Here is a 20,764-nt window from a genome sequence, read left to right on the forward strand (position 1 = left end):
ACGCTTTACCATAATCTCAATTAATATCTGGTTCATTTAATATGGTTTCTAAACTGGTTTTAGAATTGATAAGTTGCAACATAGATTGTAAATATTGATTTTGTGCATCGTAAAGTTGTAATTGTGCTTGACGTAATTCAAAACTTGTGCTGATGCCTTCTTTGTATTTTATAATGTTTTTGTATTCAATGCGTTCTGCTAAATTTAAGTTGGCTTTAGCGGTTTGATAATTTTCTAAAGCAAATTTATAATCGCTTTTAGCTTGGTTAAAGTTTAGTTTGATCTGTTCAACCGATTGTTTAAAATCTGTTTTGGCTTGTAGCATAGCAATTTCGGCACGCTGTGTGCGTTTGGCTCGTTTTAAAGAACTAAAAATAGGAATGTTTAGGCTGACACCAATCGTTGAAAATTGAAACCATTGTGTATCAGACTCTAAAAACACAAAATCATCTCCAAAAGCGGTTGTGCCATAATTGGCAAAAGCTGATAAAGTCGGTAATGCTTTACTCCTTTCGAGTTGCCATTCTAAAGTGCGTTGTTGAACCAAATTATCAGCAATTTTGTAATCAACATTTTGTTCGAGTTGAAGTTGAGATTCTAACAAATCAAAGTCTGCAAGTTGTTGTTGAGCCAAGGTTTGTAAATCGTCTGTGAGCTCAATGTCAGCATTGACAGGTAATCCCAAAACCATTTTTAGGGTTTGCTTAGACAGGTCTAAATTGCGTTGTGCATTTCTAAGCTGATTGTTCACTTGCTGATAAGTGATTTGTAGCTGTTCGACTTCTTCTTGCTCTGCTAAACCGTTTTCAAATATCTTTTGGGTTTCGTCTAAATTCTTTTTAGCGGTTGTAGCATTATTTTTAATGATATTGACATTAGATTCTACCAACAAAGCACTAGCGTAAGCACTCACTACGTTTTGCCGAACTTGCAGACGTGTTTTTTCGTTTGAATTTTTAGAATACTCTAAAAAAGTTTTGGTCGCTTTTAATCCAACAATATAAGAACCGTCAAAAATTAATTGATTAAGCGAAGCTGTAGCACGCATATTTTGTTTTTGACCAAAACTAACAGGCACTGTTGTGCCAGGTTCACCACCGATGATTTCGGCGGGAAGCGGTGTAACGATGAGTTTAGGATTATACTCATAGTCAACAGCGGCGTTGATTTGTGGCAAACCATCGGCTGTAGTTTCCCATTTTTGTTTTAGAGCTTTAGCTTGGTCACGTTTTGCATTTAAAGAAACGTAGCTACTATCAAGAGCTCTTTCTATGGCTTCTTCTAAAGAAAACTTATAGAGATTTTGTTCTTGAGAGTTTGCCAAAAAACTCGTTAATAAACAAGCTATAGAAAGTATGTATTTCATAATTTTGATTGTTGTGCGAGTAATTCTTCTAAACGATTTAGCCCTTTTTCAGAAACAATTCCACGTAGGTGATATTCTAAAAAATGATCTTGTATGTCTTGGTTTGAAAATTCTTGAACAGGAAAAACCTTTTGATCTTTCAGTAAATTCATTCCATAATAATATAACCTAAAAATAACTTCAATATCAATATTTGGTCTGTAGAATCCTTCTTTAATACCACGTCTAAAATTTTCAATACAATAGTCATACATTTTATGCCAAATTTTGTTTTTGAGGGTTTTAAAAATTTGCGGATAATATTTTTGAAGTTGATATTGAGGTGATGACTTTTCATTTTTAAGATGACGCATAACTTGATTTTTTATGGCTAAAGTTTCTTCGATTGGATCGTATTTTTCAGCTCTTAATTTATCGATAGTAGATGAAATATTATCAAAAACATAAGTTGTTGTAACTTTAACAAGGTTAGTTTTAGAGTCAAAATGGTCATAAAGTGTTTTTTTGGATATCCCGAGTTGCTCCGAAATCTCATCCATAGTCACGCTCTTAAAACCGTATTCTAAAAACAGACTCATCGCTTTCTGAATTATTTTCTTTTTCATGGCAGCAAATTTAGTTAGGAAACTTTAAGAACAATAAAAGTTTTTAAAGTTTTACAGGAACTTAACAAAACAATATCATATTAGCCTGAGCTCAATTAATCCAAAATGAGTCAGTTTGATTTCTATGACATGATCAAACAACTTTGAAATAAGGTTTGATTTTTTACTAAAGCAAAAACAATATTAGTCGAATCTATACAATATATTACATTGTTTTTTAATTATACAGATTTTTTTTGCACTTTTGAGAGAATACTTTAATTAAATCCATTTTTTAATGAAATCAATAATTTTAAACCTAGTAATTTCTTGTTTTTTAGTATTTACAGTAAGCTGTAAAAATGAGACTAAAAAACCTTCTGAAAATGAAACCAAGTCAGTAACTAAAACAGAAAATGAAGCCACATTTTTTAAGTTATCTTTAGCTCAATGGTCATTGCACCGCACTTTTAACGATGATGGTGTTGACCCATTCAAGTTTGCTGAAATAGCAAAAGAGATGGGTTTTGAAGGCTTAGAATATGTCAACCATATTTACACTCAACAAATTGAAGATTTGGGATTTGACACCGTTATTGACTCACTTAACACACTGAGTCAAAAACACGGCATGCAAAATGTGCTAATTATGGTTGATGGCGAAGGCGATTTAGCTAGCCCAAACATTGATGAAAGAAATCAGGCTGTAGAAAATCACAAAAAGTGGATAGATGCGGCACAAAAATTAGGTTGTCATTCTATTCGAGTGAATACTTTTGGCACTAATAATCCCAAAGAATGGTTACCTGCGGTAGTTGATGGTCTCAAAAAACTATCTACTTATGCGGCAACAAAAAACATCAATGTGCTTTGTGAAAATCATGGATGGTTGTCTTCTGATGCACCATTGCTTATAGAAGCCATTGACAAAGTTAATATGGATAATTGTGGTACATTACCCGACTTTGGGAATTGGTGTGTAAAACGAAAAGATGGCGAACAATGGGGCGAATGCATAGAAGAATATCCAGACAAGTACCAAGGTATAGAACTGTTGCTGACCAAAGCTAAAGCTGTAAGTGCAAAAGCTTATGATTTTGATAAAAACGGCAATGAAACAACATTAGATTTTCCTAGAATTATAAAATTAGTTAAAGAATCTGGTTATACAGGCTATATTGGTGTTGAATATGAAGGCGATCGATTATCTGAAAAAGAAGGGATTTTAGCCATCAAAAATTTATTACTAAAATCAGCTAAGTCTATCAATTGATAAGCTTTAGAAAACTTTTTACTGTGATTTTAACCTTAACTTATGTCCAATAAAATCAGACTAGGCTTTCTCGGCGGTGGTGAAAATTCGCTTATTGGTATTTTACATCGTGTTGCTTCAAAAATGTACGACAAATACGAACTTGTTGGCGGTGTTTTTAATACCGATATTAGTAAAAGTCTTGCGTTTGCAAAATCTATTAGTATATCAACACATAGAGTTTATAATGATTTAGATAACTTAATTGAAGAAGAATTAAAGTTGCCAAAAAATGAACGTATGCAAGTCCTGTCTGTGCTTACGCCAAATTACCTGCACTTTAGTATGGCTAAAAAGCTTTTGGAAAATGGGTTTCATGTGATTTGTGAAAAACCTATGACCACAACTTTTGAAGAAGCTAAAATTTTATATCAAACTTTAAAAGATAGCGAACTTATTTTTGCGGTAACCTACACCTATACGGGTTATCCTATGATTCGGCAAATGCGTGAAATGATAAAAAATGGGGTTTTAGGTAAAGTTCAAAAAATAGATGCACAATATTACCAAGGTTGGATAAACCCTATTATTCACAGTGAAGCTGAGCGTTCTTCAACGTGGCGTTTAAATCCTGAAAAATCTGGCATTAGTTGCTGCTTAGGCGATATTGGAATACATGCTTTTGACATGTTGGAATACGTGAGCGGACTTAAAATAGAATCTGTTTTATCTGATCTCAATTTTGTGTATTCAGACAATAAAATGGATGTAGATGCTACAGTTTTATTACGACTCAATAATAAAGCTAAGGGCGTGATTTATCCCAGCCAAATAGCTACAGGTTAAGAAAACAGTTTTATCATAAAAATTTATGGCGACAAAGCAGGTTTAAAATGGGAGCAAGAAAATCCTAACTTTCTGTATTTAATGGAAGAGGGAAAACCTTTACAAGTTTTGAAGCCAGGTCACGGTTACAACTCAGGTGTTTCTTTAGACGGCACCAAGTTGCCACCAGGTCATCCAGAAGGCATTTTTGATGCTATGGGAAACATTTATAAAGGCATTGCTAAAGCCATAAATAAAGAACCTTACAACCAAGGCGAGTTTCCGACAATTATTGACGGCGTCAGAGGAATGAGTTTTGTAGAAAAAGCTGTGGAATCTCATCAAAAAGGAAATGTTTGGGTTAAAGTTGAAGATAAGTTATAGATGAAAATCTTATCAAAAATAAAGACTTTGAGGGTTTGAGAAATACTTAGGTTACGAAATTTTGACACATAATTTTTACTATTTACTTTCTGTATAAAATTGTTAAAATGAAATATATTTATCTATATATTTTAATAATTCATAAATATTTTGTTTATTTATTGTCAAATTAAAGTATTATGGGCATTAAGAGTTTTCAAGGTAATCACATTGGTGAAGTCAACGCCAAAGCAGAAAAGATAACGGTAAGAGATTGTATGTCAAAAAACATGATTCTTTTCACCAAGGATCAAAACGTGATAGAGGTTGTAGAAAAATTGATAAAACACCGTATTTCTGGCGGTCCTGTTGTGGATGAATATAGACATGTTATAGGCATAATTTCTGAAGGCGATTGTATCAAGCAAATTTCTGAAAGTCGTTATTACAATATGCCCATGGAAGATACAAGCATAGAAAAATATATGTCAACACAAGTTGATACTATGTCGCCAGATATCAATTTATTTGATCTTGCAAATCAGTTTTTAGTTTCCAAAAGACGACGTTTTCCTGTGGTTGAAAACAATAAAATTATAGGCATTGTCAGTCAAAAAGATATTTTAAGAACTGCTCTTTATCTCAAGGGCAGTAGTTGGAAATATGGGGTTTAATTTTACTTTGGCATAAAACAGATTATACTAATTGAGAAATTTATCATTCTATTTTATCTAACCTTCTTAGTCTTTTTCTAACAAGTTGATATTAAACCCAAATTATACATTAGAGCATAATCTTCCATAATAGCCGACGAAAACACAGTTTTGCTATGGTTTGTGAATAATTTGAGTTAAAAACAATATTTAGAATTATATTTGCCTAAGAATTATTCTCTCAAAAATTTTTAACATATGGGAAGAGCTTTTGAGTTTAGAAAAGCTAGAAAAATGAAGCGTTGGGCGACGATGAGCAAAGCCTTTACACGTATAGGCAAAGACATTGTAATGGCTGTAAAAGAAGGCGGTCCAGATCCAGACACCAACGCCAAACTACGAGCTGTTATCCAAAATGCCAAGTCGGTCAATATGCCTAAAGATAATATTGAACGGGCTATTAAACGGGCTTCAGACAAAAATCAAGGTGATTACAAAGAAGTGCTTTTTGAAGGTTATGCTCCGCACGGCATTGCTGTTCTGATAGAAACCGCTACCGATAACAACACGAGAACAAGAGCCAATATCCGTAGTTATTTTAATAAATGCGATGGTAATTTAGGCACTGCTGGTTCTGTGTCTTTTATGTTTGACCATACTTGCAATTTTAGAGTCAATGCTGATGGAGTTGACGTAGAAGAACTCGAATTAGAAATGATAGATTTTGGTGCAGAAGAAGTCTTTGAAGATGAAGACGGTATTTTAATTTACGCCCCTTTTGAAAGTTTTGGAGCCATACAATCCGAACTTGAATCCAGAAATATAGAAATTTTATCCTCAGGGTTTGAGCGTATTCCACAAGTCACAAAATCACTCTCTCCTGAACAAGTTGAAGATGTTGAAAAGCTTTTAGAAAAAATAGAGGAAGACGATGATGTGCAAAATGTATATCATACGATGGAAGAGTAAATTTTTATTACAATCAAATCAATTTACAAATGTTAATCATTCTACTTTAGTAAAAATCATTTCACTATCAACAGAATTTTCAACATCGAAATTGAAATCAGGAAAATCTTCAAAGCCTGGTATACTACTAAAGTCTAAATCTAATAATTCATCAAAACCAGGTAAAGTTTCGTTTTGACTCATTGTCATTTGTTGAGAATTAAAAGACGTGATAGTAGATTGTGTTTCCCCATTACTGTTAGTTAATGTTAATACACCATTACTGATTGACCACGTACCAGATTCTGGTACAAAGCTATCTTGAATTTCCTCTGTTTGTGGTGGAAGTCCTTCTTGAGTCACAGTTAAGTTATAAGTCGCAGTACCAGAAGTTATATAATCACCATTTTCTTCAAAAACAATAGTTAAGTCACCCTCAACATAATTTCCCTCAGTTGTCTGGTTAAAAGGTATAGTTTGACCATCAAAGGTTACATTACCAGTTTGAGATACTGAAAAGTTGTGGCTTGTCATCATCCATTCTCCAGTCAATTCATTTTCTTCAACATTAACTCCTTCTAAAGGGATATTTTCGTTTAATTCAAAATCTTCTGGAAGCGGTTCATCGTCACAAGCTGTAAAGCTGAAAACGAATAATATTAATAATCCACAAATCTTTATTGTATTTGACATATCTTAAAATTTTTAGCAAGTTAATAAAAAAGAAACTCTACCAAAAAATTATTTTTATGTAAAGTTTGCTTTACATTATAATTTTATTATATATTTGTAAAGTTTTATTTACATAATGTATAACTTTAATTACTTTTATTATGACAACACAAAAACAACAAACCATTAAATTAGCCCTTTGGACGTGGAGTTGGGTCGCTACATTAGCGATTGCTACTTTTGGACCAAAATTTATTTGGGATAATCATCAATTGTTGACCACTTTAGCTATTGCTGTTAATTTATCTAACGGAGTAATGATGATTATTGCCAATCGAAATTACTTTAATAAGATGGATGAACTGCAACGAAAAATTCATATTGAAGCCTTGGCAATTACATTAGGTTTAGCGGTAATTGTCGGTTTAAGTTTTTCTTTATTAGATCAAACTAACCTAATAACCTTTGATGCAGAAATTGGTTTTTTGGTGGGTTTTATTGGAATAACCTATATGATCGCTTTACTCATTAATAGAAGTAGATACTTATGAAAAATAAGCTAAAAGTTCTACGCGCAGAACACGATATGACACAACAGGATTTAGCCAAAGCTGTAGAAGTTTCTCGACAAACCATTAACGCTATTGAAAAAGGCAAATTTGATCCGAGTTTAGTTTTAGCAATGAAATTGAGTCGCTTATTTAAACAGGATATTGAGGAGATGTTTATTTATGAAGAGTGATTTGTCTAATTCAATTAGAAAATAATGCCACGAATGCACTAATTTATGAATAAAATTTAAAACAAGGTAATGGTCGTGGTGGCTTAGGGATTCACGAATGCACTAATTTGTAAAAGATATTTGTCGGGACAGGCACAACGGAATCTTTTTTGAGGTTTGTCTTAGCGAAGTTTGGTATTGAGTATGCTGCCAATAAGTGGCATACTCAAAACCTTTACTGAGACTTGGCAAACCCCAAAAAAATATAGTGGATAGCCCGGCTCGAAGCCTATAAAAAATCTAAACCATCTCAAAATCTAAATTCCGTTTTATTAAATCGGCTTTTTTGACTTTCACGTCTATTTCATCACCAAGGCGGTAGCTTTGACCTGTTTTTTTACCTACAACTTCGTAGGTTTCGGGGTCAAAGGTGTAGTAATCGCCTGGTAAGTCTTTAAGGCGAATCATGCCTTCACATTTATTCTCGATAAGTTCGACAAAAATACCGAAGTCTGTAACGCCAGAAATCACGCCTGTAAAAATTTCGCCTTCGTGTTTTTGCATAAATTTGACTTGCATAAACTTGATAGAGTCACGCTCAGCGTTGGTCGATAAATTTTCCATCGCACTGCAGTGCTTACATTTGTCTTCGTAAAGGGCTTCGCTTTGGCTGGATTTGCCATCGAGGTAATGTTGCAGTAAACGATGTGCCATCACGTCAGGATAACGGCGAATAGGCGAAGTAAAGTGAGAATAATAAGGAAACGCCAAACCGTAATGACCAATGTTTTGCGTAGAATAATATGCCTTACTCATACTTCGAATAGCCAAGGTATCTACCAAATTTTGTTCGTTTTTGCCTTCTACATCTTTCAAGAGTTTATTGATAGACTGACTCAACGATTTTGGGTTTTTATAATTTAATTTATACCCAAACTGGCTGATGATTTTATCCAAAGCTTCAAGTCTATCTTCGCTTGGTTCAGCGTGACAGCGGTAAACAAAGGTTTTTGGTGGTTTCTGTTTTCCTATAAATTCAGATACTTTTTTGTTGGCTAAAAGCATAAACTCTTCTATGAGTTTGTTGGCTTCTTTTGAGGTTTTAAAATAAACGCTTTCTGGTTCATTATCGTCGCTTAGGTTGAAATTAACTTCTACTTTATCAAAAGAAATTGCCCCTTTTTGAAAGCGCTGATTCCGCATTTGTTCAGCTAAGGTGTTTAGTTTTAGGATGGCTTCTTTTATGTCTTCTGAAACTTCATAGGATTTTCCAGTCAAAGACACGGATTGATCAACTGTAGTATCTTGGGTATCTAAAATATATTGGGCTTCTTCGTAGGCTAATCTTTGGTCGGAATGCGTGACTGTTCTTCCAAACCATTGTTGAATAACTTGTCCGTTATTGCCTAATTCAAAAACGGCTGAAAAGGTTAATTTGTCTTCATTTGGTCTTAATGAACAAGCATCGTTTGATAATATTTCAGGTAACATCGGCACAACGCGGTCAACCAAATAAATGGAAGTTGCACGGTTGTAAGCTTCTTCATCAAGAATGGTATCAGGTTGTAGATAATGCGACACATCAGCAATGTGAATACCAACTTCGTAATTGCCGTTTTTTAAGGTTCTAAAACTCAACGCATCGTCAAAATCTTTGGCAGTGGCGGGATCTATGGTAAAGGTTAAAACCTCTCGCATATCTCGACGCGATTTTATGTCTTTTGGTGTAATGTTAGTATCGAGTTGATTGGCAAAATTTTCAACTTCTTTCGGAAATGCTTCTGGCAAATCATATTGTGCCAGAATAGCGTGCATTTCAGTGTTGTGGTCGCCTGGCGTGCCGAGAACTTCAAGCACTTTTCCGTTTGGGGAATCTTTGTTGTCTTGCCATTTGGTCATTTCTACAACAACTAATTCGCCATCTTTTGCGTTGTTGTAATCTGATTTGTCGATGAAAAAGTCTGTGTACATTTTAGGGTCTTGCACAATGACAAATGCAAAACGTTCGTTGATTTCTATTTTACCGACAAATTTGGTTTTGAAGCGTTCAATAATTTTAGTGATTTCACCTTCAGATTTTCTACCGTGTGGCTTAAGGTTGGCGACATAAACTTCTACTATGTCTTTGTGAAAAGCGGTGTTGAGTTTTTTGGCTGGTACGTAAATATCAGTTTCTAAATCTTCAACTTTTATGTAGGCATCACCACGATTGGTCATATCGACAACACCTTCAAAAACATTTGAAGTATCGTTAAATTGAAATTGACCAGATTGGGTTTGCACTAATTTTTTCTTTGCCGTCAATTCACCTAAAGTCCTGATAATTCTATTTCGGGTTTTGGTGTCTTTGGCGTTGAGTTTTTCAGCAATTTGTGGAAATTTAAATCCTTTAGTAGGTTGTTTTCTAAGGATATTAAGGATTTTTTGAGAGAATTTTTCCGAAGGTTTATTGCTTTTGTGGTGTTTTTGTTTTTGCATAAAAATATTAAAATCGGTCAAATTTACGTTTTATAAACTAAGAAATTATAAATATGTGTGTAATAATTTGTTAAGAGCTACAAATGTTGTTTTATTTTCTTAACGATTTGGTAAACTTTGAACACTCAAAATATTTGTCAAACACTTAAATAAATGTTAAATTTGTAATCTAAATAACTTCTATTTTATGTCTAAATCTCTAAAAATAATCTTGTGGTTTGTCTCAATTTTTATTGTTGGGGTAATTGCGACTTGGATTTACTTAGAGATTTTGATTGAGCAGTCGCTTTAGTTTTCTGTTGTGTATAAGTTAGAGTGCTTGGTTCATATCGCTCAATTTAATTAACGTGAGTTCGATATAAATTCATATAAAATACAGATATTTAATCATTTGTCATGTCGATAGAGCGAAGCATGAGCGACGAGACATCTCAGTAGGGTGAGATTTCTCCTTATTCTTCGTTCGAAATGACAAAATTTGCTTACAAAATATGTAATCATCTGATTTACAGATTTCAATAAATCGAACTTACGTTAATTATCTTCAATTAGAATTTTATTCTGTCTATACATTTTATGTTCAATAACCTGAGAAGGCATTTCTATGTTGTTTTTATCTAAAATAGTTTTGATGTCTGTTATCACTTTACTCCTGATGCTATGACCTAAATATTCATCGGGTAAATTTTTAACTGAGAGAATATTTATCCAAAAGAAAACTTGAATATCTGTTGTGTATTCTCCTAATTCTTGAACAACTACATTATGCTCTGGATTTTTTAAAATATTTTTATTTGTTTTTAGGTAATCTAAAATGAGTTTTCTCGTTTTTTCAATATCGCATTCTGGTGCAATACCTATCATAAAATTAATTCTTAACAACCCATCTTTTGTGTAATTGGTAAGTGTGTTTTTTATGATTGTTGAATTGGGAATGTAAATGTCTTTTCCTTCTGGATTTCTGATATGTGTGAGTCTTAAATCAAGGGCTTTTACCGTGCCTTTGTCACCTTGAATTTCGATGATATCACCAATTTCAAAAGGTCTTTTTAAAGCTAAAATAATTCCTGACAAAAAATTTTCTCCAATATCTTTAAAAGCAAAACCTATCACGATAGCACTCACGCCTGCTCCAGCAAATAATGTGTTTGCTATGCCTGTAAAACCTAAAAAATTTAAAGCTATTACGACCCCAAAAAGATAGAATGTCCATTTTATTATTTGTGCTAAAAAACTTGAAATTATACTGTCCTTCCATTTTTTATTTGTGGCTTTCTCAATTATTTTAAAAACGACTTTTCCTGCTATAATTGCTATAATTAAAACCACTATTGCACTTATTATATTTGGTAATAGAAGGCTTATTTTATAGAAAAAATCACTAAATATGTCTTGAAAATCTATGTTCATTAATCGATGGATTTAAAATGTGTTTATAAAAATTGATGTTGCTTAATTTAAAGCCATTTTTTCTTTTTAAAAAATAAAAGCATACCTATGACAATAACTATCATTATGAACCACATTATAAAATAGCTATATTTATATGAAAGCTCAGGGATATTTTCAAAGTTAGTGCCGTATATACCTGCTATAAAGGTTAAAGGAATAAAAATGACTGAAAACACCGTGAGAAATTTTATGATATCATTCAGTTTACTGCTGATTGTGGTGTGATAGATGTTTAGCTGGTCTGACAGAATTTCTCGGTAATTGTCCGAAGCATCGTTGGCTTGACTAATATTATCTTCAAGTTCTTTAAAATGAACATAAGTGCTTTCTGAGATAAAGTCAGAATCGGTTTTAGCTAATGAAAAAATCATTTCTTTAGCAGGTTTGATGCTTTTTCTTAAAAAATTTAATTCTCTTTTATAATTGTTGATTTCGTTAACAACATCTTGATTAGGGTCGATTAAAAGATTTTCTTCTAAGGTTTCAATTTTTTCGCCTAAAATACCAATTACATATAGGTAATTATCAATAACAATATCTAATAAAGCATAGGTTAAATAATCGATGCCACCATTGCGAATTCGTTTTTTTTGCTTTCTTATCCGTTCTCTTACAGGTTCAAACACATCGCCTTTTTGCTCTTGAAATGAAATTAAAACGGTTTTGGTGAGAATCAAACTCAAGTTTTCTACAATAATTCTATTGCTGGTCTCATTCAGTCTTAACATCTTGATTGTTATCAAGGTGCAGTTATCATATTCAACAATTCTCGGTCTGGCATCTGTATTTAAAACTTCTGCCATCACTAAGGTATCAAAGTTGAATGATGTTGAAATTTCTTGCATTATTGAAGTATTGTGCAAGCCATCAATGTTTAGCCAAGTGATGGTGTCTTGTTTTTGAAATTCAGAGATTTCCTTAACCGATTTCAGATTGTTTTCTATTAAATTTTCAGGATCAAAATCAATAAGCCTAAGCAAAACATCTTCTTGTTTTTTTTGACCCCTAAATATGAGTGCATCAGGTGATAGACCAATTTCGCTTTTATTTCTCTTTTTTAAAATTCTGTTCATTGTTTTATAAATTTCAACTAACTGCTCAATAAAAATAGTTTTAGTTAAAATTAGTATTTATTTTTTGATAAACATCAGTAATGGTTATTTTTAAATCATAATTTAGATGAAGCTATTGCGTTGTAAAAGTGAAATTAGCTTAAATTTAATCATCTATTTTATAGTATTTTTACAAATAACACTAAAAAGTAATATTTAAATAAAATATTTTGCAAACCTATACCACAATAGCACGTTTTTCTTACACTTTTGAATATGTAATTCTAAAGCTTTTATTAGACAAAGCTGACATTCGGTATTTTTTTAAAAATGAACAATTTGCCAGTATTATGCCTATGAATGCAATTGGTAACAATGGAATTTTACTGATGGTTCATCAAGCTGACGAAGTTGAAGCCAAGCAAATTTTAAAAGATTTTAAAGCCTCAGATTCGCCTTTGAAGTTGGTTTGACAATCGTTCAACTGTCTGACTTTCGATAATATTAAATTTCATATTGTGGTTATTTTTTTCAATAGAAAATTTAAAAATAATGACAATGAAGTTATCAACACTATATACCATATCATTTATTTTATTTAAAAATTTTAAAACAAAATGATGCTTATTATGGTGTGTTAATAAGCGTTATAACTTTTTGAAGTAAAAGTTGATTTTTAAGTTCTTAAAATTTCATTTATGGTTATCAACATCTTTTTGAATTTTAAAGTTTTGAATTTCAATTTGTATTCAATTTTATCAACATCTGTTTATAACTTCAGTTTTTAATAAAAAGGAATTTTCATCTCCTAAATTTTATGTTTATAAAGTTGTTTTTTGTGCTGATAAATTTGTTTTAAAAAATGAATAAAAAATTTGCTTACTAAATTGGTTTATCTATCTGAATATTTTTTCCTAAAAAACAAATCTATTTTTCATTTTCTGCTTAAAACATATCAACAGAATTGTTAATTACTTAAATACTGAAAATCAAATATTTACAAAATTTAATTAACAATGCCTTAACTTTAGGTTAACATTAAGAGAAACAGTATTTTAGGTCAATATCATTAAAAATATTACTCTTTGATTGCACTTTTTTTACTAAATAAATCATTTCTATAAATCTAAACTTATAAGTCTTTGTTAAAACCTAATTGAGTTTGTGAGTTCTTTTCAACTTTTCTTTTATTTGAAAATTAATTTTAAAAAATAGATTCATGTTAAAAACAATCACAAGTTTAATTTTGTGCTTTACCACAACAGTGTTCGTTGCACAAAATCAAGACATTTCAGACCAAGAACTGAAACAATTTGCAGATGCATTTCAGCAAGTGAGAATGTTGAACCAATCTTCACAACAGAAAATGATAAAAGCTGTTCAAGATGAAGATTTAACCGTAGAACGTTTTAATCTCATCAACCAAGCGGAGCAAAATCCAAACAAAAAAGTTGAAGCTACAGATGATGAGCTTAAAAAATATAAATTAGCTATGCAATCAGTTGAAGCTATTCAAACAGAAGTTCAGAAGCAATTAGAGACTAAAATTCAAGACGCGGGTTTAACACTTGAGCGTTTTCAAAAGATTTCAGCTTTACTTCAAAATAATAAAGAACTACAACAACGCCTTACTTCTTTAATGCAAGGTTAATTCCTTTATATATTTTCTAATTATCAATAAGAGATTTGCAGAGTTTATGTAATTTTGTTTAAAATTATATTATGCAAATCTCAATTGGTAATGACCACGCTGGAACCGAGTATAAACAAGCCATTATTAAGCATTTAGAAGAAAATGGTCATCAAATTATCAATCACGGCACAGATCAAGAAGATGCTGTAGATTATCCAGATTTTGTACATCCTGTTGCTGAAGATGTTGAAAACCAAAAAGCTCAATTTGGCATTGTTATTTGTGGCAGTGGCAACGGTGCTAACATGACGGCCAACAAACATCAAGGTGTGCGTTCCGCTTTATGTTGGAATAATGAAATTGTAGCCTTAGCTAGACAGCATAATAATGCAAATATATTAAGCATTCCTGCAAGATTTGTGTCACTTCAACAAGCCATCAAATTTGTAGATATTTTTCTCGATACTCCATTTGATGGCGGTCGTCACCAAAGACGAGTTGAAAAAATAGCTTGTTTATAAATTAGAATTTGGATCATTTTCACAATCATATTAAAAATTCGCATTCCAGAAAAATTCTGATTACCATCTTTCTCAATATTGGGATTACCGTGGCACAAGTCATTGGTGGTTTAATTAGTGGTAGTTTAGCCTTACTTTCTGATGCTTTACACAACTTTACTGATGTTGTTTCCTTAATCATCAGCTATATTGCTTCTGTATTTGCGTCAAAAGACGCTTCTACACAACGCACTTTTGGATATAAACGTGCCGAAATTTTAGCGGCATTTGTTAATGCCGCTACTTTAGTGGTAATAGCTATTATATTAATTATAGAAGCAATTGAGCGTTTTTTTTCACCACAAGAGATCGAATCTGATTTAGTTATTATCTTATCCTTAGTTGCTATACTAGGCAATGGCTTTAGTGTGTTATTGCTTAAAAAAGAAAGCGGTAAAAATATGAATATGCGTTCGGCATATCTGCATTTGTTGACCGATATGTTGGCCTCAGTTGCTGTTTTGATAGGCGGTTTGCTAATGAAATATTATGAATTTTTTTGGATTGACAGTTTACTTACCTTAGCAATTGCCATTTATCTTATTGTCGTGAGTATAGATTTACTCGTAAAATCTTATAGGGTCTTGATGTTGTTTACTCCAAAAGAAACTGATGTTGAAGAAATTGTTGAGCACGTCAATAAGATTCAAGGCGTGGCTTTACTTCATCACGTTCACGTATGGCAACTCAATGAAGATGAAGTTCATCTCGAAGCTCATTTAGATTTTGAAAACAATTTAAAAATCTCTGAATTTGATCATATTTTAATTGAAATAGAAGATTTACTCAATTCCAAATACAATATCAATCACGTGACTATTCAACCTGAATATAATAAACCCGACCCAAAAGACATTATTGTCCAAGATTAAGTTATGATATTTCAAACTTCCAGCTTTTCAGAATTAAAAAAACAACAGCTTTATGACATTTTACAACTGCGTTCAGAAGTTTTTGTTGTTGAACAAGATTGTGTCTATCAAGATATTGACGGTTACGATCAAATAGCTACTCATGTTTTAGCTTATGATGAGAAAGCTTTAGTCGCCTATGCGAGAATTTTACCACCTAAAACCTATTTTGAAGAGTTAAGTATAGGGCGAATTATTGTTAAAGAAACACATCGTGGACAAGCTTTAGGCTATAAATTAATGACCTTTTGCATAGATTTTATTTCAACACAATTCAAGCCTCAAACCATAAAACTTTCAGCCCAAGAACATTTGAAATCATTCTATCAACAACACGGATTTCAACAACAAGGCGATGGCTATCTTGAAGATGGTATTCCCCATGTGGCGATGTATCGCCACGCAACCCTTAATTAAGACTTCACTATCACTCACCGCCCACCTAATTAAGACTTCACCCTATTAAGACTTCACTATCACTCACACCGCCCACCTAATTAAGACTTCACTATCACCACACTGTTTATAGTGAAGTCTTAATTATCCACAGCGTTGTCTTAATTAACAGGCAGTGATAGTGAAGTCTTAATTGTTGCTGATAGGAGTCTTAATTGTAAAAAAATATTATCTTAGCCCTGTAAATCAAGCATTTTAACTCAATATGCAATTTGAAAAAGGGCATTTATATCACATTTACAATCAAGGTAATAATAGGCGTCGCATTTTCTTTTCAAGACAAAATTATTATTACTTTGTCAAAAAACTTAAAATTTACGTTAAACCCTATGCAGATGTCTTAGCTTGGTGTTTGATGCCTAATCACTTTCATTTAATGGTTTATGTTAAACATCTTGAATTACTAAATTCACAACAAAAGTCAAGATCGTTTAATGATTCTATTGGCATTTTACTAAGGTCATATACCAGAGCTATTAATAAACAAGAAAACACTTCGGGTTCTTTATTCAGACAAGAAACCAAAGCCATTTGTATTACTTGTCACAAAGGATTAACACCAAACTCAGTGAATACGATTTATGGAAAAAGTTTAAATATCAAACATCCAAAATCTCAATATCCACAAATATGCTTTGATTATATTCATAACAATCCTTATAAAGCGGGCTTAGTCATAACCACAACTGATTGGGATTATTCTTCAGCTAAAGATTATTATGAAAATAGAAACGGAAGTTTAATCAATAAAGAATTAGCACTTGAGTATGTTAGGGTTTCTTCTGCTTAGGGTTTTCATTCATCGCTCCTAACTATATAGGGGTTCACTATCATCACAGCGTATTAGTGAACCCCTATATTAAAACCCTAAAAACCCTAAGCAGAAGAAACCCTTAAAAAGGTTAAACTTTAGCAACACCTTTTTCAAGCTTACCAAATAAATCTTACATTTGAGTTTCAAGAAACGATAGCAATGCAGAATTATAAAACCATAGAACAAAAAATCAATCAATATATACGCAAGTATTATATCAATGAATTGATAAAAGGTCTGATATTGTTCTTTTCTGCAACCTTGCTCTACTTTATCATCACAACCGCACTGGAATATGTATTATGGCTAAGTTCAACGGGGCGAGCGATTTTATTTTGGAGTTTTGTTTTGTTTTCATCGGTATTGTTTGCTAAATTTATTTTTTGGTCTATCGCCAAACTGATGCGTTGGTTTAAAGGCATTGACTATAGCGACGCTTCTAATCAAATCGGCAAACATTTTCCTGAAGTGAGTGATAAGCTGACCAACTTGCTTCAACTTAAAGCTCAAGGTGCACATGATGAGTTGGTTATTGCTGGTATAGAGCAAAAAGCTAAAGACTTAAAACCTGTTCCTTTTCAATTGGCAATCGACCTCACTTCAAATCTCAAGTATTTGAAATTCGCCATTATTCCTATAAGCATTATCATCATTGTGATTGCTTTTGGGAAAATCGATTTTTTTACTGATTCTTATAAACGTGTCGTGAATTACCAAACCTATTACGAACCGCCAGCACCGTTTTATTTTCAACTCAATAACTCAAGTCTAAAAGTAGAAGAAGGCGAAAGCTTAAAGCTTAAAGTTACAACCGCAGGAGAAGTTTTGCCCAATCAAGCTAAAATCAATATTAATAACCAATCTTATTTCTTAAAACCCATTGGCGATGGACAATTTGAATATCAATTCAATCAAATTAATGATGATCTAAATTTTAACTTTTCAGCCAACGGTATTAAGTCCAAAAACTACCAAATTGAGGTTATTAAAGTGCCTAAAATTTTAGACTTTAAAATGCTTTTAGATTATCCAAACTATACACAAAACCAAAACAAAATCATTCAAGGTCAAGGCAGTATCAATATTCCCGAAGGCACTAAAATAGAATGGCAATTAAAAACACAAACTACAAACCACGTTAAGTTTTTAAGCGAATCTCAAATTGATACATTTCAAAATCAAAACAATCTTTTTCTATTCAATAAAAAAATCACTAAAAACTTAGATTACAGCATTTCAACTTCAAATCAAAACCTTAAAGATTACGAAACGCTTTCCTATAAAATCAAGGTCATCAAAGATCAATTTCCTAAAATTAGTGTTCAACAAAAAGCGGATTCTATCAGCCAAAAAACCTTTTATTACCAAGTTAATTTGACAGATGATTATGGCTTAAAACGCAGTCAATTAGTATATTACGAATCTGATAATCCTAAGGAGACGTTTAAAGTTGACATTCCTATAAAACCTTTAACTTACGAACAATTTTTCTATGTATTTCCAAATGAAAACCTTGATTTAAAAGAAGGAACATCGTATCAATATTACTTTCAAGTTTTTGATAATGATGCGGTTAACGGTTCAAAATCAAGTCAATCTCAGGTGTTTGGCTATCGCCAAAAAACCCAATCAGAAGTTGATGATGCTTTGCTGAACCAACAAAATCGAAGTTTAGATAGCTTAGATTCTGGTTTAGAAAATTTAAAGAAACAAAAGAAAGACCTCAAGGCTATTGAACAATTACAAAAAGAAAAACAAAAGTTCAACTATTCAGATAAACAGAAGATTTCAAACTTCATTGAACGCCAAAAGCGACAACGCCAAATGATGAAAGAGTATATGAAATCTTTAGAAAAATCGCTTTCCGAATTTCAACCCGAACAAAACAATGAAGAAAAAAAGGCACTTCAAGAGCGGATTAAAAACAACGAAAAAATGCTTCAACAAAATGAAGATTTGTTGAAAGAATTAGAAAAATACCAAAATAAATTAGACAACGAACAGCTTAAAGAAAAACTCGATAAATTTTCAAAATCATCTAAAAAGCAGGAGAGAAGTTTAGAACAATTATTAGAACTAACCAAACGATATTACGTAGAGCAAAAAACTCAAAAACTCGCCGAAGACTTAAATAAATTGGCTGAAAAACAAGAAGAACTTTCAAAGCAAGAAAGCGACAAGGAAAGTGAAAAGCAAGAGCAACTCAACAAAGAATTTGATGATCTACAAAAACAACTTGACGAACTTGACAAAGAAAATGAAAAGTTGAAAACACCGATGTCCATTGAGCGAGATGAATTAGCTGAAAAACAGGTGGAACAAGCTCAAAAAGAAGCTCAAGACAATTTAGAGAAAAGCGAATCTGAGGAAAGCTCTCAAAGTCAAAAACAACAACAGCAACAAAAAGCCAATCAACAGCAGAAAAAAGCCAGCGAACAGATGCAACAAATGGCTCAACAAATGTCGCAATCTATGATGAGTATGTCTGCTCAACAACAAAGTGAAGACGCTGAAATGCTCAAGCAGATTTTAGATAATCTAATCACGTTTTCTAAAGAACAAGAAGCCTTGATGGATGACTTTAAAGCTATCAATGCTACCAATCCAAGTTTTGCCAAAAAATTACGACGTCAAGGTCAGCTTCGAGAAAATTTTGAACATATAGATGATAGTTTGTTTGCTCTCGCTTTAAGAAACCCGATAATTTCAGAAAGTATTACGTCAAAACTTACTGATATTCAGTTTGATATAGAAAAATCTATAGAACGATTAGCCGAAACAGAGATGCGTCTTGGCACAACAAGCCAACAATACGTTATGGTTAACGCTAATGAATTAGCTAATATGCTTGATTTATCTTTAGATCAAATGCAAATGCAGATGCAAGGCTCAGGTCAAGACCAATCAGGAAAAGGAAAACAAGGCGAATCGCAAGGGCAAGGTTTTCAGTTGTCTGATATTATTCAATCCCACGAAGAATTGCAAAAGCAAATGAGTCAAAAAGGTCAAGGTCAAAAACTTGGTCATAAACCTGGTCAAAATGGAAATCAAGGTCAACAGCAAGGCGGACAACAGCAAGGTGGTCAGCATTCAGGTCAACAAGACCAAAATGCTAATGAGGGAAAAAGTGGAAATTCAAACCAACAAGGCAAAGGAGAAAACGGTCAACAACATGGTTTATCTGAAGAAATGAGTGCTGAGATATTTGAAATCTATAAACAACAACAAGACTTAAGAAATCAACTTGAAGACAAAATTAAAGAACTGGGTTTAGAATCTGAATCTCAAAACCTTGAACGCAGTCTTGACCAATTGGAAGAAGATATGTTGATGCAAGGTTTTTCATCTGATGTGTTAAAACAAATGCAAAATATCAAACATCAATTATTAAAATTAGAAAAGGCGGCTCAACAACAAGGTCAAGACAACAGACGCCAAGCTACTACCAATTATAAGGAGTATAAAAATAATGTCAATTCACAGCCTTTAGATAAAGCAAAAGAATATTTTGAAAGTTTTGAAATATTAAATCGCCAACAATTACCTTTGCAAAACAAATACAAAAACTTAATTAAAAAGTATTTTGATGAAAGCACAAATCAACTTTAATCATTTAGAAAAATTCAATCTCGCTTTAGATATTGAGGTTAAAAATTGGCTTTCAGATTTTATTTATAAAAAAGATTTTGTATATACTGAAATCAACTACAACTTTTATACTGATGATGAGTTGTTAAAAATCAATAATACCCATTTAAATCATAATTTTTATACAGATATCATCACTTTTGATAATACCATACAAAATGCCATATCAGCAGATATCGCCATCAGTATAGATAGAGTAAAAGAAAATGCAAATCGAAACAATGTAGATTTTGAAACCGAACTCAAACGTGTGATGGTTCACGGTATTTTACATTGTATGGGTTATAATGATAAAGACGAGAAACAAAAACAGATAATGCGTTCAGAAGAAGAAAAAGCACTTAATATGTTCCACGTGGAACATAAAAAATCTTGA

At 32.3% G+C, this 20,764-nt stretch carries 19 protein-coding genes and 1 pseudogene; 14 read left to right on the forward strand and 6 right to left on the reverse strand.

The features are described 5' to 3' along the window. Positions 1–16 precede the first annotated feature (16 nt). Together IGB25_RS11275 and IGB25_RS11280 are read right to left on the reverse strand one after the other, a co-directional pair. Entirely contained in the window at positions 17–1,366 is a 1,350-nt protein-coding gene (locus IGB25_RS11275; protein ID WP_211065084.1) for a TolC family protein, read from the reverse strand. Next, entirely contained in the window at positions 1,363–1,971 is a 609-nt protein-coding gene (locus IGB25_RS11280) for a TetR/AcrR family transcriptional regulator (RefSeq protein ID WP_211065085.1), read from the reverse strand. The genes IGB25_RS11275 and IGB25_RS11280 overlap by 4 nt, the downstream gene beginning before the upstream one ends. A gap of 277 nt (positions 1,972–2,248) precedes the next feature. Here IGB25_RS11280 and IGB25_RS11285 point away from each other — a divergent pair, with 277 nt between their 5' ends. The 4 genes and pseudogenes from IGB25_RS11285 to IGB25_RS11300 all read left to right on the forward strand — a co-directional run bounded on the left by IGB25_RS11285 (position 2,249) and on the right by IGB25_RS11300 (position 6,012). Beyond that, the gene (locus IGB25_RS11285; RefSeq protein WP_211065086.1) at positions 2,249–3,223 is read left to right on the forward strand and encodes a sugar phosphate isomerase/epimerase; all 975 of its coding nucleotides are present in this window, start codon (positions 2,249–2,251) and stop codon (positions 3,221–3,223) included. Between the two features lie 42 nt (positions 3,224–3,265). Continuing rightward, positions 3,266–4,411: pseudogene (locus tag IGB25_RS11290) on the forward strand (Gfo/Idh/MocA family protein). A 179-nt stretch (positions 4,412–4,590) separates the two neighbouring features. After that, entirely contained in the window at positions 4,591–5,064 is a 474-nt protein-coding gene (locus IGB25_RS11295; RefSeq protein ID WP_211065087.1) for a CBS domain-containing protein, read from the forward strand. 237 nt (positions 5,065–5,301) lie between these two features. Beyond that, on the forward strand, positions 5,302–6,012 hold the full coding sequence (locus tag IGB25_RS11300) for a YebC/PmpR family DNA-binding transcriptional regulator (RefSeq protein ID WP_211065088.1): 711 nt from the start codon (positions 5,302–5,304) through the stop codon (positions 6,010–6,012). 36 nt (positions 6,013–6,048) lie between these two features. Here the strand turns inward: IGB25_RS11300 and IGB25_RS11305 are convergent, their stop codons facing one another. After that, entirely contained in the window at positions 6,049–6,684 is a 636-nt protein-coding gene (locus tag IGB25_RS11305; protein ID WP_211065089.1) for a lipocalin family protein, read from the reverse strand. A 140-nt stretch (positions 6,685–6,824) separates the two neighbouring features. On the opposite strand from IGB25_RS11305, the gene IGB25_RS11310 reads away from it, so the two are divergent. Together IGB25_RS11310 and IGB25_RS11315 are read left to right on the forward strand one after the other, a co-directional pair. Beyond that, the gene (locus tag IGB25_RS11310) at positions 6,825–7,214 is read left to right on the forward strand and encodes a hypothetical protein (RefSeq protein WP_211065090.1); all 390 of its coding nucleotides are present in this window, start codon (positions 6,825–6,827) and stop codon (positions 7,212–7,214) included. Beyond that, positions 7,211–7,405 (forward strand): helix-turn-helix transcriptional regulator, encoded by a 195-nt coding sequence (locus IGB25_RS11315; RefSeq protein ID WP_211065091.1) that lies wholly within the window; start codon positions 7,211–7,213, stop codon positions 7,403–7,405. Before IGB25_RS11310 ends, IGB25_RS11315 begins: the two co-directional genes overlap by 4 nt. Positions 7,406–7,684: 279 nt before the next feature. On the opposite strand, the gene rnr is transcribed toward IGB25_RS11315, so the two are convergent. The 3 genes from rnr to corA all read right to left on the reverse strand — a co-directional run bounded on the left by rnr (position 7,685) and on the right by corA (position 12,387). Beyond that, a complete protein-coding gene (rnr, locus tag IGB25_RS11320) occupies positions 7,685–9,862 on the reverse strand; it encodes a ribonuclease R (RefSeq protein ID WP_211066906.1) in 2,178 nt (725 codons plus the stop codon). Positions 9,863–10,396: 534 nt separating this feature from the next. Beyond that, positions 10,397–11,272, reverse strand: coding sequence for a mechanosensitive ion channel family protein (locus tag IGB25_RS11325; RefSeq protein WP_211065092.1), 876 nt, complete (start codon positions 11,270–11,272; stop codon positions 10,397–10,399). Positions 11,273–11,319: 47 nt separating this feature from the next. Then, positions 11,320–12,387: a magnesium/cobalt transporter CorA gene (gene corA / locus IGB25_RS11330; protein WP_211065093.1), complete on the reverse strand. Its 1,068-nt coding sequence runs from the start codon at positions 12,385–12,387 to the stop codon at positions 11,320–11,322. Positions 12,388–12,596: 209 nt separating this feature from the next. On the opposite strand from corA, the gene IGB25_RS11335 reads away from it, so the two are divergent. The 8 genes from IGB25_RS11335 (at position 12,597) to ybeY (ending at position 20,764) form a co-directional block, all read left to right on the forward strand. Further along, on the forward strand, positions 12,597–12,839 hold the full coding sequence (locus IGB25_RS11335) for a putative signal transducing protein (protein WP_211065094.1): 243 nt from the start codon (positions 12,597–12,599) through the stop codon (positions 12,837–12,839). Positions 12,840–13,585: 746 nt separating this feature from the next. Beyond that, positions 13,586–14,017 carry a DUF4168 domain-containing protein gene (locus IGB25_RS11340; protein ID WP_211065095.1) on the forward strand — a complete coding sequence of 144 codons (432 nt, stop codon included), beginning with the start codon at positions 13,586–13,588 and terminating at the stop codon, positions 14,015–14,017. Positions 14,018–14,088: 71 nt separating this feature from the next. Then, positions 14,089–14,520: a ribose 5-phosphate isomerase B gene (gene rpiB / locus IGB25_RS11345; protein ID WP_211065096.1), complete on the forward strand. Its 432-nt coding sequence runs from the start codon at positions 14,089–14,091 to the stop codon at positions 14,518–14,520. 8 nt (positions 14,521–14,528) lie between these two features. Continuing rightward, positions 14,529–15,431, forward strand: a complete 903-nt coding sequence (locus IGB25_RS11350; protein ID WP_211065097.1) for a cation diffusion facilitator family transporter — start codon at positions 14,529–14,531, stop codon at positions 15,429–15,431. A gap of 3 nt (positions 15,432–15,434) precedes the next feature. Further along, entirely contained in the window at positions 15,435–15,887 is a 453-nt protein-coding gene (locus IGB25_RS11355; protein WP_211065098.1) for a GNAT family N-acetyltransferase, read from the forward strand. Between the two features lie 244 nt (positions 15,888–16,131). Next, positions 16,132–16,716, forward strand: coding sequence for a hypothetical protein (locus IGB25_RS11360; RefSeq protein ID WP_211065099.1), 585 nt, complete (start codon positions 16,132–16,134; stop codon positions 16,714–16,716). Between the two features lie 183 nt (positions 16,717–16,899). Then, positions 16,900–20,349, forward strand: coding sequence for a DUF4175 family protein (locus IGB25_RS11365; RefSeq protein ID WP_211065100.1), 3,450 nt, complete (start codon positions 16,900–16,902; stop codon positions 20,347–20,349). Further along, complete coding sequence (ybeY, locus tag IGB25_RS11370; RefSeq protein ID WP_211065101.1) at positions 20,327–20,764, forward strand: rRNA maturation RNase YbeY; 438 nt, start codon at positions 20,327–20,329, stop codon at positions 20,762–20,764. The genes IGB25_RS11365 and ybeY overlap by 23 nt, the downstream gene beginning before the upstream one ends.

The sequence above is a fragment of the Flavobacterium sp. CS20 genome, from assembly GCF_018080005.1.
GTDB lineage: Bacteria > Bacteroidota > Bacteroidia > Flavobacteriales > Flavobacteriaceae > Psychroflexus.